We start from the raw sequence: 15,814 nt of genomic DNA on the forward strand, positions 1-15,814 counted from the left end.
ACCGATGGCGCAACCAATGACTCAAATTAGCAACCAAGAAATTGAAAAAACCCTACGTAACTCAGAGTGCCTTATTAGCAGTATTGAAGTGGCCGCTGCTTATGAGCGTCTTGCCGCACAGCTCAACCTACATTACGCTGGGCTGAACCCGATTGTCATGGTCGTTATGAACGGTGGACTTATTCCAGCCGGTCAGCTACTTACCCATCTTACGTTCTATCATCGCATGCATTATATTCATGCTTCGCGCTATCGTGATAACGAAGGAACGAATGAGCTGGACTGGAAATTCAAGCCTGACGTCAATATCGCTGGCGAGCATGTGTTACTAATTGATGATATTTTTGATGAAGGCATTACTTTAAAAACTATTGTCGAAGAATTAAGTAAAGAAAAACCTCTGTCTATTGAGTCTTGTGTATTACTTAATAAGCAGCATGATCGTAAAATCGCAGACTTTGAGGTCGATTTTGTAGGTATCGATGTTGCTGACCGTTATGTTTATGGTTGCGGTATGGATTTTCACGGTTATTTGCGTCATCTACCTGGTATTTATGCTATTAAAGAAGATAAAATATAATTTTTTATCTTTCCTTGTACTCAAAAAAAAGCATCCAATTTGGATGTTTTTTTATGTCGCTGTTTTGCTGTAAATAATAATTATTTTAGTAACTATCAGATGTTTTATCAAGTTGTGCAAATTGCAAACTTAGCCCTGTTTGTCTTTCAGTTGGGGTCGATAATGCACGTGTGAAGGCAGAAGCGGTACTAAAAATAGAGACCTGCTTTTTGGCACGCGTCACAGCAGTATAGATTAGCTCTTGGCTCAGCAATCGTGCATTATTGTCATCAAAGGCAATCGCCACATGTTCAAACTCTGACCCTTGTGACTTATGAATAGTTATTGCATAGGCGGTTGCAATCATCTCATCACTAAGCATGTTAGTAGCCATTCCTTGTACTTTGTTCTCAAAAAATACTTGCAAGCGCCCTTTTTCTGTCTGTAGACAAATGCCAACATCGCCATTAAATAGACCCAGTTCATAATTATTTTGCAGTACCATTACTGGGCGTCCGTGATACCAAGGAGATTTGGATAGTGGCAGTTTTAGCTGATTTCGGTGTTGTTCACTCAGATAGCGATTAATATAATGGTCACCGCAGCGTCCGTGATGACCAGCAGTAAGCACTCTAAATTGATTGAGTAAAACTATTAGTTCGTTAAAATAGTTGATATATTTTTCTGTTGGCACAGATTTCGCTATTTTTATATTTTCTAACATTTTTTTGGTTTGATTTATATATTGAAGATAGTTATTTGTAATGCCTTTTAGAAAATCAAGAATGCTTAGGCTATTTATTATTGTGTTATCAGATACAGCGCTGGTTAGATGATGAAAATTTAGGGCATCATCTTCATGTAATAGTTGCCAGACCGCTGGCATATTTTGATCTGTAGGCTGGTGTCTGTCTGCTTGGTTAATCAATCGCGCTAATTTACCAATACCAGAATCCGCAGTGAAGCGCCGACTCATCTCAAGACGTTGATGAACGTCCTGTAGCGCAGGTATTCGGCATAGATCAGCCAGTACCGCTCCCGCATCGACCGCTGCCAATTGATTGGCATCCCCTAATAGAATAAGCCGTGCATTAGGTTTTATCGCGCTGACCAAATAATTGGCCAACTCTACTCCGAGCATAGACGCTTCATCGATAATGATAATGTCTTCACTGAGCGGATTGTCAGCATGATAGCGAGGCCAACCACCCTGCCCGATACCAAGCAGGCGATGAATGGTCTTCGCCTCTGGCAATTGTATAGACACGCCAGCCTGTTGTATCGCGTTCTGTAACGACTCTTGCATGCGCTGGGCTGCTTTACCCGTTGGCGCAGCTAAGGCTAGATTCGCGCTTGCCGAATTCCCTGTTTTTTCTTTCTTTGTCCCTACTTCTTGAGGTTGTGTCTGCTGTAAAGCAATGACCAACTGGGCAACGGTAAACGTTTTCCCGGTACCTGGACCGCCAGTTATAATACTAAAAGCGGATTGGTTTGCCATATGAATGGCATCTTGTTGCTCAGTGTTCAAAAGTGGATTGAGTGTTGTCGGTAACTTATTAACCTTTTGAGCTTTGATGCGAATAATGTGGTGAGCAAGCGCATACTCAGCCTGCCATGTACGGTGTAGCCATAAGGTTACCTTAGTATGGCTATTATTTGAACTTTGCTCTGAGTGAAAAATAATTGGCCGATTGGGGCTACTTTCACTGCTAGTGTCGTTGGTTTCGAATAGTGGCTGATTGCTTAAAATATCTTTGAGCTTACTTAGGCTATTTTCTTTAGGGCTAGAAGTTGCCGCCATCTGCTGTAAATAGCAATAAAGTTGACTGCATACGCTATACCGCTGCTCTAATATTAGCTTTTCATATTCAGGCAAAGTGGATTGGCGCATTGCGGTATCCCATAACGCCGTATGCTCCATAAGCTCAATGTCAATCACAGCCGACGATGTGCCTTCCAATGCTATGAATAACGGTTGCAACAGTGGTTGTAATAACTGCTGCTGCCAGCCAAAAAGTTCAGCGCCTTTGTCTGATAGATCAACACTGCTTTTTATACCAGTACTGTCGCGCATATAAGTGCTAGGATAATTATCCTCCAGCACTAATACGGTATGCCCCTCTTCCAAACGCTGTACCAGCACCTCAAATATCGCTTCAAATAACCAGTCATACGTCACACTATCTTCATTATACATAGCTTCAGACTCTAGTTGGGCATGATATGCCAACCGTGTCTGCTTGCGGCGCTGTAATAGATACCGGCTGATTGTGGTGGCCCAGCTGCTCCCAACATCGCTCTTAGCATTGTCTTGAACGCTGCTCTGGTGATTGCCTGCCTGCCCCTGTTGAGAGGTGGGTATATTTTTTGCCGAACTGTTTACGTCTTGAGTTATTTTTTCAGCGGTTTCTTTCTCAATGTCATTATTATTGTTCATCATTTATCCATTTATTTTTTTAGCTATATCGATTATGAAAGTTGGCTATCAACGCCATAAGCTAATTTAATTATCTATCAAACCATCACGTTTTACTTGATGTATTAGGCTAGGCGTTGGGCGTACCAAACATCTCATCCAATGCTTGTACCAATGCGAATGGAATTTGCCATTGTATGCGACCATAATTATGCGTCCCTTGGGTACTAATGCCCCGTAAGAACACATACTCTACTGCGCCTAAATATTGCGTTTCATTACCTTCATAGTCAGGCAAACGTAAACCTAGAAAACGATGTAAAGCAACTTGGTAAATAGCAGCTTGCAACCAGTAGCCTGCTTTATTCATCGCTGCACTTAAGTTTTTATCATTATAATTGCTTAGGCTATTTCCTAAGTAGTTACTTTTATAATCCACCACATAGTACTTGCCTGCATATTCATAGACCAAGTCAATTTCACCACGTAAATAGCGATAGATATGACCAGAGTATTGGGCGGTAAGCTGAATATGCTTTTCAGGTTCATCAGGCAGACATGTCGTAAAAACGTCATTAATACCTTCAGGGGTAAAGTCTTCTGATAGTCCCATATTAAATCCCAGCTCAGCAATACGCTGTTTAACGGGTATTGCTTGTAGTGGCTGGCCAGATGCTAGCAACGGTGCCTTCAGAACTTCTGCTATCCACCCTATCAATTCATCATGGTCTGTCGCTAACTGGTTATCAGCGGTCGCTAGTAATTCAGTGCTGCCACTCAAAGCTTGGTCATTCTCTAATGACTCTATTGGTGATGATAAAATCGGTGTTTTATTTTTCGCTAACCGTTGTTGATAGTCAGCACTGCTATAACTAACAGGCAGCTGATATTGACGAAGGCTTTGGTCAATAATGGTTGACCACTTACTCTGGTTAGTAAAATCTATTTTTTCAAAAATTTCATGCAAAAACGTGCCAGCATTAGCACCTTTGACAAAGCGAAAACGAATATCATCTTCGGAGATTATATCGTTAATATCGTCATCGTCTTGATAAATAGAAGAGGACCTGTTGTTTAACAATGCCATGCTATCAGTCAAATCCAGCTCGTCCTCTATACCATCATCAAAAATAGCTAGCGCCTGGCTTTGTTCGCCCAGTTGCCGTGACAAGGCGGTAAAGCTGGTCTTTGCCCATCCCTTGAAATAGTGTGATTGAATTTGTGCATAGGCATATTGATAGTCAACCCGCGTCACCGTGGGAGCGCTGGATTCAGATTGAGTATTACTTGTGCCTTTTGATTGTTCATTAGCCTTTATCAGCGCTTCAGCGTTGGTTTCGATGGTCTCATATTCCAGCCAGCCAATTTGATTCTGTAATCGCTCTGGCAACACAAATTTATGACTCTCACAACTTAGCCATTTCAAGCTTGGTTTACGCTCAGCATCGGTTTTATTATAACCATCCTTAAGCACCATATATAACTGCTCACTAGCACGGGTAAACGCAACATAGGCTAGCCGTCTCAGCTCTTCATAGTTTTCAGTAGTTTCAAACTGGGCGTAGTAGTCCGTGGGTTTATTACCTTTTACGGACTGACTATAAGGCTTGCCAGCACTGGCCGATAGACGGCGCTGCGTTTTTTTATCCTCAATATCATGATCATATAAGTATAGTTTATGCTTATTACGACCACCGGTTTTAGAACTGGCATCAGGACTAGCGCCGTCCATACCTATGACATAGACTACCGGAAACTCCAAACCTTTAGACTTATGAATAGTCATGAGTTGCACACCGGACTCAGTCGGTAGTGGCTGCTGGCGTGCCCATTCAGGTATGCGGCTACTATTCATATTTTTCTTATACCATGCCAGTAATTCATACTCTCCAATATGCATACCGTGCTGCGCTAAAATATCTAACAAATGGCGCAAATCCATCAAATAACGGGCACCGTCTTCTAAGTCAGCAAGACCCACCCATATATTTTGGTGTGCGCTCTGCTTATTTTTTGCTTGACCGTCCTGCTTAGAATTCTCTTTAGCCATGGGATTATGAGCAAACAAGTAATGCAGGGCTGATAAAACACCATTATGTTGCCAATAGCCAGCAGCGGCCTTGAGATAGGTTTGAAAGTCTTGGTAGCGCCGCTTGAGATGTAGCTGTTCAAGATTTAGACTCTGTTGCTCTGTATTGCCTGGTTCTACGTTTACTGGCGCTATATGATCCTCATCCGTACTTAGCATCAGCGCTTGCACTTGGTTGAGACTTAACTGATAAAAATGACTGGTCAATACTCGGTTAATGATATCGCGGCGATGCGGTTTTAGCATCGCTTCTAATAAGGCCGCTAAATCACCAGCAATAGGCGTGTCAAAAACATTGTTTTCTGCGGTCTCAAGAGTAGGCACACCAAGTTTACTCAGCATATCTTCAACTTGTTTTAGCTCATACTTCCGGCGACCTAATACACCGATATCACTTGGCTGCAGCGTGCGGCCCTTTATGGTTTGCTGACTGGCCAGCAAGGCGGCAATATGCAACGCTGTCAGCTCATAAGCATCGTATTTTGCTTGTTTATCATAAGGCAGATGAATAATACTGACCGGACTGTTGGGTAAAATCTTAGCTGTTTCCGCTAATACCCCTGCGGATACACTAGCTGGCTCTGCTGTCGTTGCGCCTTGTTCAATGCCTGATACTGCCTGCTGCCACGATGCCTGGTTGTCAGTATTTTTCGCAGTGATGTGCTGATAATAAATATCCTTACCCAATTGCGCTAATTGGTCCGCACTTTGTGAGTTTGACGGATCGTTACCATTAACCACTGATTCAGCTCTACCAAACCAATGATTTAATGCCGTAATCAATCGCTGATTTGAGCGCCAATTAACATCAAGGCTCATCATATGCTTATCATCAAACAGCGCTTTCATCGCATTATAGTTGGCAACATCCCCGCCGCGAAAGCCATAGATAGCTTGTTTGGGGTCCCCTACTAGCAACAAAAACCCACGATGGGTATTTTTAGCATTAGAATCGTTACTACTTTTAGCGTCCTTAAGATAAATACGCTCAATCATGCGCGCTTGTTCGCCATTGATATCTTGCGACTCATCAATCAATGCCACCGGATAATGATGACGGATATAACGGGCCAGCCGCTCGCCTTGCTTACCTGATAGCGCCTGGTTTAAGCGCACCATTTGTAAGGCGAAGGTAGTCTCTCGCCGTGCCTCTAATATCGATGGCAGCTTTTGGCGTACTTTAATGGCAATATCACGATTCAACTTCTCATTTAACGCATCAAGATAAAGTTCGATCTGCTCGGCATAATCGCGCAGGGTTTTTAGTGCTCGTATACTTTCAAGATTGATAAAGGCTAAACGCTCGGCTTCTTTACCTTTATTAAAAACCTTTCCACCCTCTTCTTTACTAATAAAAGCATTGGGGAGTTCAGTATATAAAACGTCAGCCTTATCCTCTAGATGGGTAAAGAACGCAACATCATACTGGCAAATAGCTCGTTGAATCGTGACGATAGATGCTATGTTTTTACCAATCTTACCGGCTTTGCCAAACCCTTGCGCCGTACGGTATTCAATATCAAAATAAGGTTCAATATCTTTTAAATCACACTTCTCAAAATTATCCAACGCCTGCTGATAAGCGCCAAAATCAATTGCTTCGCCCAGCTCAACCTCTGCAATAGGGGTCGAGATAAACTGCAATGCCTTTTGCGCAACAGATAAATGATCAGCAGGGGCAGTTAAGCGTTTGGTGTGCTGTAATAGGGCATAAATCTCTGGTTGCTGGTAATACATATGACTCTGGTGCGCACGCACAGCATCGTGAATGATACTTTCTATAGCCACTTGCTCATGATCGCTGATTTGCATACCTTGCTGATGACCAGTCTCGGCACTGTACTCAGACAGCCACTTCTGTGACAGACTGTCCAATGTACCCACAAACAGCTTATCCAAGGTGGTAAGCACCAAGGCACAGCGTCTAATAGCGTCAGATAATGGATAATCTGTTGTATTATCTAACAAATACACCAGTAGGTAGCTATTAACAGGATCTTTCATGAGATCGGTATTACCTGCCAGCTGCGCTTGCACATCAAGCCACTCTTGGCGGTTTTGACGCTGCTCAGGGGTTATCTTATTATTGGATAATTCAGATTTCTTAGCACCTTTATTGTCTTTAGTACCTGTACCCGTATCTTTATCCTTTTTAACACTATCAGCGGTTTTGCCTGCAGAATTTTTAACACTGTTATTTTTTAACTGCGGGTAGAGAATATCGCGGGTAATAGGGTTAACTGGTAGTTTATTAAACCATTGTAATAATTGATAAAAATCAACCAAACGTTCATTGATACGTTGACGCATCTCAGCAGCAGCGGCACGAGTAAAGGTTGTGGCAATAATCTGCTCAGGTGGGCGCTTCGCTTCAATTAATAGCCGCAATACGATACCGGTCAGTGTCCAGGTCTTGCCTGTACCCGCTGAAGCCTCAATTAAATATTTACCATTTAACGGCACACGTATCGCAGGCGGTTGCTCGGTCTTGTTAATCGCGTTGACAGGTGGAACGTTAGCCGTGCTACTGGCATTAATGCTATCGTTATTAGGCTGATCCATAAAGTTATCCATAAAAGGCACTTGTTCAAAGTCGTACAGTTTGCATATTTTTTATTGCTGTTTAGAAAAACTCTCACTTAAAAAATGGTAAGTAAAGAATCTTATAATGGCTTTAAGGCGTCATTCATTGTGCCAAATAAGGGCTTGGCCAATGCTGGTAAAGCATCCATCAACTTAGTAAAGACGTCTTGTTTATAAAGCATGTATTGCCATAACTCATGTTGTGAGCAGGTATCATAGATCACATCGCTGTTATACCCTGACCATAGCCAGCTATCAAAATCACTACGTTTGGGCTGATAATTAGACTGACTGTAGACATCGTGAGTATCGTCAGCAGCATCACTATCGTTATTTTTAGGATCATTTACTTTATCAAGATACGTCATGGCATGAACCGGCAATATCGTCATTGGGGTCTTGCCAGCAATATGAGCAAATCTGACCCACTTAAGCAACTCCGTCAAAGCAGCATCATAAGCGATGGGCGCTAGTGAAAAAGCGGTCTTACCTTTATATTTACTGTGTTCATCGCTAGGCTTATTAAAGCGCCAAATACTTTTACCGTCATCAGCAGCTACTTGCACTTCAGTGGTACCCCGCGCTACCTGCCAATAGACATGTGATAACCAAAAGCGTAATAGATACTGCGTGCGCGCGCTATTTGGCAGGATGTTTAACCAAAGCTTAGGTGATGTTGGTTCTGACTCCAACTCTGATACTGATGTTGGAACGGTCCCTTTAATTTGTAATTGACCATGAGTATTGATATCAGCGGCATGAACCGTAATCATGGTCTCAGTAGATGGTGTTAATAACATGCTGCCGCTGTTTTCATTGCCATTACTATTGACATCAATACCCAGCTCAGACAGCTGTTCGGCGAACTCTTGGCACTGCTGGGCCATTTGAAGTTGTTGATAATGCAAAGTTGATTGACGTGCGACACCTGCTGGCATGACAGGGTTATACAAGAGAGCATTTAGCAGGTCAGACTCTTGATTGCTTACGCCTTTCTCAGCAATTTCGGCATTGTCTGCAGCATCAGCTTTAGAGCTATTTTTAGAATTGGTTTCAGCATTGGTTTGTAGTTCACTGAGCAGCTGCGCATTTACCTTGTAAGCACCCAAACCTGATAAGGATAAAGGCTCTTGATGCACCGTGTCCTCTTCAGGTAATACGATATGCACTTGCTGTTCTCTTAAAAAATGCTTGGCCGGATGACGGACTTGATATTGTAAATACTGCATATCGACTTGAGTGATATCCAAGCGAGCGTCGGCCTCATGATCTGACTCAATACGCTGAGCAATATGGGCATAGTCCTCTTTGCTCGGCAGCTCGACCTTAATAGGGGGCGAGATATTAGCGCCATCTTGGGCTTGCAAGCGTTCAAACACATCGTGCCAAACTCTCGCTGGGGCGTTGGTCTCTTTCTGACTTAGCTTTTCTTTTTGCATGGCACAGCCTAGTAAACGTATCATTTCTTGTCCACTATCTTGCTTACTGTCTTGTTCGCTATTTTTCTCGGACTTTGAATTTTTTAAACTCGTAGCCACTGGTGTACTCGATACTTCCGACACCTCAGGCTGGATAAATACTTCGGTCGCAAATGGCAATGCCGGATGGCGCGTGACTAACCATTGTTCGATAAGTTTGGGCAGATAACGCTGCACTTGGGCGGTCAATACATCACTACTGTCAAGATTGTTAGAATGTTCATTATTGTCTAAATTGTCTAATTTTTTTTGCTCGTCTATTAACGGATTCCATTGCCACGTCACTTCACCTTGTAAAAAATGCAATAGCTCACTCACGGGATTGGCAGGCAGGTGCTCATGGGTATCGGTTAGTCGTTGCCCATTATAAAAAATCCAGCAGGCATTACGCGCACATAATAAAGCATCTAAAAACGCCCCATTATCATCATCTTCACTAAACCTATCACCACGTTGTGCTAACCCGGCTTTCATTAAGTCATAACGATTATCACGGTCACGATTGGGAAACTCAGATAAGTCCATATTGAGCATAACCACTAAGCCAAACGGTACGTTACGCAGTGCACCAAAACGCCCAAAAGTAATCACTCCAGTGGGCTCGGCACTAACTTGTTGACTCTCAAGTTCATCCTCAATGCTGTCAAGCATAAAGCTCAGCTTGAGCGGTAAGGTACTGACTTGCGGCAGCTTGGACTCAACTTGGTTGGCCTCGCTCTGCACTGCAGTCAATGAATCAAATGCATCATTCGGCGTAGAATTAGCCTGAACATCACTGTCAGCATGATAACGCTGATAATGACGATTGGCGCGTAGACTGCTCTTAAAGCCATTCATCGCATTAAAAATAGCACGCATAGGCCGTGTCTGATCAAGCGCACCAAAATAAGGATGGATAATATGATTCTCAATATTATTTAGCCAATCCTCAGCCTTATGACGGGCTTGGTACTCATTTCGACACCCATCAAGCCCATTATGAACACGGCATAGCGCCTCAATAATCGGCGCATCGCCCAAGCTAATCGCTGAGATGGGTACTGTTTTTTCGGCCAAGGTATTATCCTGCCAATGCTCAGGATACAAACAATCACTAATACCCGCTTCCGGCATTACCAAACCTAACGCCATTTGATCTAAAGCATAAGCAAAGCTAAAACGATAATCATAATCTTGTGCGTCAAGCGTCTGCTGTAGATGTACCTCATCAAATCCACGCACAAAACCTGCTTGCTCTAACAAGTCGCAAGCCCGACGCATCTGTTCGTGGGTCAGCCCAAGACTCTCGTACAGTGGCGGTAGCATCAACCAATCCAACACTTCAGCAACCTCAAATCGTGCCGTGTCACTACCTAGCAAGCCATAAAAGCCACGTATCGCTTCCCATAATTGTCGAATAGACTTATCAACCACCCCTGTCACTTTCGCCGGTAACGTCAGACCATCCTGCCCTTCTCCATTAACAAATACCGAATTAATCAGTTCATGGTGACGATCAACGTCAGGTAATAGCACTACGATATCAGACAGATGACGTGGTTTACCGTTATCACTAGGTTCGTTGAGCCAACGCCCAATCATACCGCGCAGTACTTCAAGCTGGCGCTGCAAATTATGGCATGAATGAATGCTTAGGCTATTATCATATTGCGATAATTTCCATTCACGGGATTGTTGATTGTGCTTACCTTCTAAAGTAGCATCGTCGTACCAGTCATCATTATTGTCTTCATTATCGCTTAAGCTATTTTTATCCTCTAACTCTTTTGCTGATTCCTTTGAATTAGGTGACATTTGCGCGCCTAACGCTGCACTCAATCGTCCAGCAGTCGTTTGCTGGGTTGCGCTCTCATCCAGCATCAACACATCCTGCTGTAAATGTGCCAGCAAACTAAGTGGTTGAGCACTGTTTCCTGAGTCAACGGACTGCTTATCTTCATCGAACTTATCTTGCCAAACCAGCTCAAAGTCTTTTTGGCTTTCGTTACCAGAAAGACCCGCCAGCATCGCGAAAGTCTCACGCGATTGCTTGCCCAGACGTGACAGCAAGGTATGTCCATGATCTCGTAAAAACACGCTTTCGGGATTAATCACCTGTTGGCGCTGCAGCCACTGCTTATCGACAATATCTGCCCAAAACAACTGCGAAGGATTGTAATGGAGCAAGGTAATATTAATGTGCGTTGATAGGCGCTGCAAAAACTTCAGCTCATTTGGTGGCAACTGCTGAATGGTAAAAATATGCAGCTGGCTGGGTAATATGGCTTCAATATCTATCGCTGCGTTGTTAACTTTACCCGACATAATCTGCCAAAACCGAGTCTCAATAGACGCGCGATGCTCATAAACAGCAGCAAATAAGAGGCGCCATAGGTAGCGTTGTGCAGCCTCAAGCTCAGTATAATGAGCGACCAGCCAATCGGGGGTGTCAGTAGCATATTTATCAAATTTCTTAGAGAATTGGTCCTTTGCGGCCACCAATACCTCTACCTCTACTGCTTTATCTGCCGACCACAAATCTAACCAATCTTCACGGTGGTTCAGGTAACGGCTAAATACTCGTGAGAAATCAGTGGCCAACGACCACAATCGTATATCTTGCTGACTACGATCCGCTTCTGCATCCAATAACGCTGACAGCAGTGGATATAAGGGATGGCTGTCATTCGCCATAATATCATTTTGGTAATAGGTAAAATAGCCGAATAGCCGCCATTGCATGACTGAACCCGTTAGCACGGCTACCTCAGGTACGGTGATACTCTCTTGTTCACGCTGTACGCTTTCAAGCCACGAATTATACTCAGCCAAAACTTTTTGCATCAGTGTCCACTGATACTGCCCCCAAAACTTAGTGGTGACTAAGGTACTAATACCGGCTTGGCTAGCAATAGACTTATCCAACCAATCACCCAATACCATTGAAGGTACAATGACAATAAACTCTGCAAAAATAGGCTGATTTTTAGATTTATAAGCAATCAGTAACTGCTCAACCAAGCGTTCGGTACGGTGCGACTGAATAATCGTAAACATAGACAATAATCTGATTAAAATAGCGAGGTGGAAGAAAGAATGACAAGTACTAGTGGTGATAGGCGTAATGACAAGCGTCATTATTAAAGAGTTTTGTTAGGAAAACTAATAAAAATGATGATACGCGCAGCATACAAACGAAGCCGTAGACAACAATTATCAATCTATATTTAGCGGTCGTTCCTGCACACTATTTCTGCTAAAATGACGACCGTAAACACTATAACAATAGCGACAACTAAGCATAAATACCGATAAAACAGCAAGGTCCTCACTGATTAGTGTGGCACCGATTGTTGTGGTTTACCAGTATATAAGCTGGGAGTATAATGACTATACGACAATTAGTGTCGCATAGTCATTCAGGATTAATCATTACTATAATAATGACGCATCTATATATCCCTTCAACGCTTTTAACAATGAGATAATTTAATACTATGCCCTTGCGTCCCATCGATGCCATTTTTTTTCACCCTGAGCGACGTCTCTATGTCGTATATTATCGTGGGGAGTTGTGGCAATTACCACGTATGAAAATTGATGATACCTCATGGCAACGCCGGCGGCCTTATGATGGGGCGATGAATGCGCTTTATCTCAGTAGCCATCAAGCGATCAATGATCCTGTATTAGCACAAAAATTACGAACATTGAATCTACCTCATGCGTTACGTGGTTGCACCCTACTACGCTTTGAGGCATGGTGGGAAACACATGGTTTTGAATGGCTTAAAGATCAGCTGACTACGGGTCAGTCACCATTAGCCACGCATGCAAAAACCGCTGACAATCAGTCTACGTCTAGTCCAAGTCACAAACCTGACCAACCTAATAGCGCTACTGATACTGCCAATCATGCCAGTAGCGACCAAACAACCGCTCAAGCCGCAGCAACGGATATCTTTGCCGATATGTTGGCAGACTTAGCGGATGAAGTAATGCATCATCATCTTTAAGCCAGATAGAATGCGATAATTATTCAAATCTTCGATTAAACTGATTAAAATATGAGCCTTTAACTATGAAAGACTACAAGCTGCTATTAGTTGGGCTGCTCTTACTGCTGCTAATTATTATTATTGGTATCTTCGCCTGGCTATGGAGCAGCAATCGAAAAAATATTGACCCTCTGCCTATCGTAGCAAATGAGGTCGCAAATGGTCAGTCGTCTATCAACACATCAGAAGAACCAAATGCGATTGCCAGTAACATTTTATACTTGCAAGCTGAAGACAAGCTCCTTTAGATGATGTCATCATAAGCTTTGAGTTGCGCCATCCAAATGTGCAGGTCTTAGCCCGCTACGTACCCACAAAGATGCTACTTACCTTACCGGATACCGGTGTCTCTGGTAATAAAACTTCACAATTTATCGTCAATATTGACCTCATTATTGCTGATGATAGTTTCACTAAAACTAGGCTATCATCCCTACAGTCTTTAATTAATAACGCTCAAGCTAAATTCAATCAAAGTAAAGTCAATGCCAATGGTATGGTGCAGGATGACACCGCTAATAACGAAGCTCGCAACCTAGCTTCATTTGGCTATGCGATAAAAGGATCGCAAGCAGTTGATGGTGTTATCTTGACCGATAACCCTATTGCTATTAGCTTTCGTAATTTTTTGCTTTCGAGTGTTGGGCAAGACATACTGAAAAAGTATGACTATGACAATATTGATGGCTATAAAAATAGCATGGACGACTTATTTAACCCTACTTCACGTGCAAAATCAACGACAGCCGAAAGTTCAGTAGACGTTGCTGATGCCCTCAGCAATGGTAAATAACTTCTGCTGCCTTTATTGATTGCTTTTTTAAGCATTTTTTTTTACAATGGCACTCTTTAACGCGCCTATAGCTCAACAGGATAGAGCAGTTGCCTCCTAAGCGATCGATCCGAGTTCGAGTCTTGGTGGGCGCACCAATCATTGTATTTAGCAGTAACCTCGCATTACCTAAACCCTCTCAACCCCTTCTATACAATCATTTTATGTCTTCTGATATTACTTGTCATTACCTATTATCACCTTTACAATGTTGTACATACTGATGTACATACATGAAATTATCATTATTTTGTTGTACACAAATCGCGTTATTGTTGTACATGGTAATTATTAATCGTGGCTAATCGAGGTGTGGCAATGGCTGAGCGCAAAAACTACCTATTAAATGTTAATGGCATAAAAGCTATTGCTAAGCTTGCACCACCAGCTAAACGTAAAAGATATAGCGATGGTGATAGCCTTCATCTAGTCCATGACCCAAAGGGTTCGCTGTACTGGGTAATGACTTACCGTTATCAGTCAGATAAAGATATTAAGGCCAAACAAAAAACCTTTCACATTGGAACATACAGGTCATCAAAGCAAGATGTTGACACCGTGTTCAAACCTGATGTTAGTCTTAAACAAGCTCGTTCTTTGCGTGATAAAGCTAAGGCATTACTTGCTGATGGTATTGACCCCACCATTGATAAAAACCAGCACAAGAATAACGTTGAGCAAAAAGACTTATTCAATGTGATAGCGCAAAGCTATATCAATGATAAATCAGACACCACACCCAAAAACGTCCAGAAGCTACAAACCTACCTTGATAAGCACGTAGCGCCACATATCGGTGACTACCCTATTCAAGCTATCACAGCTCAAGATGTGATTAAGACAGGTTTAGCCGTACAGACCTACTTTGAGCAGCAAGGTAAATTGACAACGGACACCGCCCACAAGAGCGTGGCATTTATAACGTCAGTGTTTGAGTATGCTATTAATACACTAGGCTATGACATTATCAATGTCGCTTATGGGCGCAATAAAGCGTTAAGGACACATAAAGCTGAACGTATGAAAGCTATTGAACAACATCAATTTTCAGAGCTTTTACGCAATATTGACAACTATGGTAAAGATAACCCGAACGGGCATGCGCAAACGGTGGCGGGTATGCAGCTGATGACGCTGTGTTTTGTTAGAACTAAGGAACTAAGGTTCTTTGAATGGTCTGAGATTGATTATCATAAAAATGTGTGGCGCATACCAGCGCATAAGATGAAAATGCGTCAAGACCATATCATTCCACTGTCACCACAAGCTATGGCTATCATTGAGCGTATGCGTCCACTAACGGAGCAGACGGGTTACGTGTTCTATAACTTTGAACGCAGTCAGCCCTATAGTGAGGTGTGGTTCAATCAAGCACTTAAGCGCATGGGTTATACAGGCGACCCCTACCCTAAAATGACTGGTCACGGCTTTAGGCAGCTGGCTAGTACAGGGCTGTATGAGCTGCAATTCAATGATAATCTGATTGAGATACAACTTGCACACCTTGAGCAATCAAGCGTCAAAAAGCGTTATGACTTATCTGCTCATCTAGCAGAACGCCAAATGATGATGAATAAATGGGCGAACCATCTTGATGATTTACGCGCTGGCAAGGCGGTTAGCTTTGACTTATTGACCCCTGATGAACTCGCTAAAGAAATGGATAGCCGTAATGAGCAAGCGAATGATATAGCACTGCATGATAAAGATATCCTAATAAAAAGCTTGCAAGCGCAAGGCATATCAGCCGAACTATTAGCACAGCTTGCCGCACAAATGCAGTAACTTTATATTATCAGTATTGGAACGAAAGACCAGAT

The 15,814-nt window shown here is 42.7% G+C and carries 8 protein-coding genes and 1 tRNA gene; 6 read left to right on the forward strand and 3 right to left on the reverse strand.

Annotated features, from left to right (window positions below):
* The first annotated feature begins 16 nt into the window (after window positions 1-16).
* Window positions 17-580, forward strand: coding sequence for a hypoxanthine-guanine phosphoribosyltransferase (locus U1P77_RS04595; protein WP_321156204.1), 564 nt, complete (start codon window positions 17-19; stop codon window positions 578-580).
* Between the two features lie 85 nt (window positions 581-665).
* On the opposite strand, the gene recD is transcribed toward U1P77_RS04595, so the two are convergent.
* The 3 genes from recD to U1P77_RS04610 form a co-directional block, all read right to left on the reverse strand.
* Entirely contained in the window at window positions 666-2,996 is a 2,331-nt protein-coding gene (gene recD, locus U1P77_RS04600) for an exodeoxyribonuclease V subunit alpha (protein WP_321156205.1), read from the reverse strand.
* Between the two features lie 109 nt (window positions 2,997-3,105).
* A complete protein-coding gene (locus tag U1P77_RS04605; RefSeq protein ID WP_321156206.1) occupies window positions 3,106-7,626 on the reverse strand; it encodes a UvrD-helicase domain-containing protein in 4,521 nt (1,506 codons plus the stop codon).
* Window positions 7,627-7,727: 101 nt separating this feature from the next.
* The gene (locus U1P77_RS04610; protein WP_321156207.1) at window positions 7,728-12,161 is read right to left on the reverse strand and encodes an exodeoxyribonuclease V subunit gamma; all 4,434 of its coding nucleotides are present in this window, start codon (window positions 12,159-12,161) and stop codon (window positions 7,728-7,730) included.
* A gap of 440 nt (window positions 12,162-12,601) precedes the next feature.
* On the opposite strand from U1P77_RS04610, the gene U1P77_RS04615 reads away from it, so the two are divergent.
* From U1P77_RS04615 to U1P77_RS04635, 5 genes are all read left to right on the forward strand, one after another.
* Window positions 12,602-13,120, forward strand: a complete 519-nt coding sequence (locus U1P77_RS04615) for a hypothetical protein (protein WP_321156208.1) — start codon at window positions 12,602-12,604, stop codon at window positions 13,118-13,120.
* Between the two features lie 65 nt (window positions 13,121-13,185).
* The gene (locus U1P77_RS04620) at window positions 13,186-13,410 is read left to right on the forward strand and encodes a hypothetical protein (protein ID WP_321156209.1); all 225 of its coding nucleotides are present in this window, start codon (window positions 13,186-13,188) and stop codon (window positions 13,408-13,410) included.
* A gap of 23 nt (window positions 13,411-13,433) precedes the next feature.
* Entirely contained in the window at window positions 13,434-13,955 is a 522-nt protein-coding gene (locus tag U1P77_RS04625) for a hypothetical protein (protein ID WP_321156210.1), read from the forward strand.
* 61 nt (window positions 13,956-14,016) lie between these two features.
* Window positions 14,017-14,092 (forward strand) — tRNA-Arg (locus U1P77_RS04630).
* Window positions 14,093-14,312: 220 nt separating this feature from the next.
* Window positions 14,313-15,779, forward strand: coding sequence for a tyrosine-type recombinase/integrase (locus U1P77_RS04635; protein ID WP_321156211.1), 1,467 nt, complete (start codon window positions 14,313-14,315; stop codon window positions 15,777-15,779).
* The last annotated feature ends 35 nt before the right edge of the window (window positions 15,780-15,814 follow it).

Source organism: Psychrobacter sp. LV10R520-6 (assembly GCF_900182925.1).
Classification (GTDB): Bacteria; Pseudomonadota; Gammaproteobacteria; order Pseudomonadales; family Moraxellaceae; genus Psychrobacter.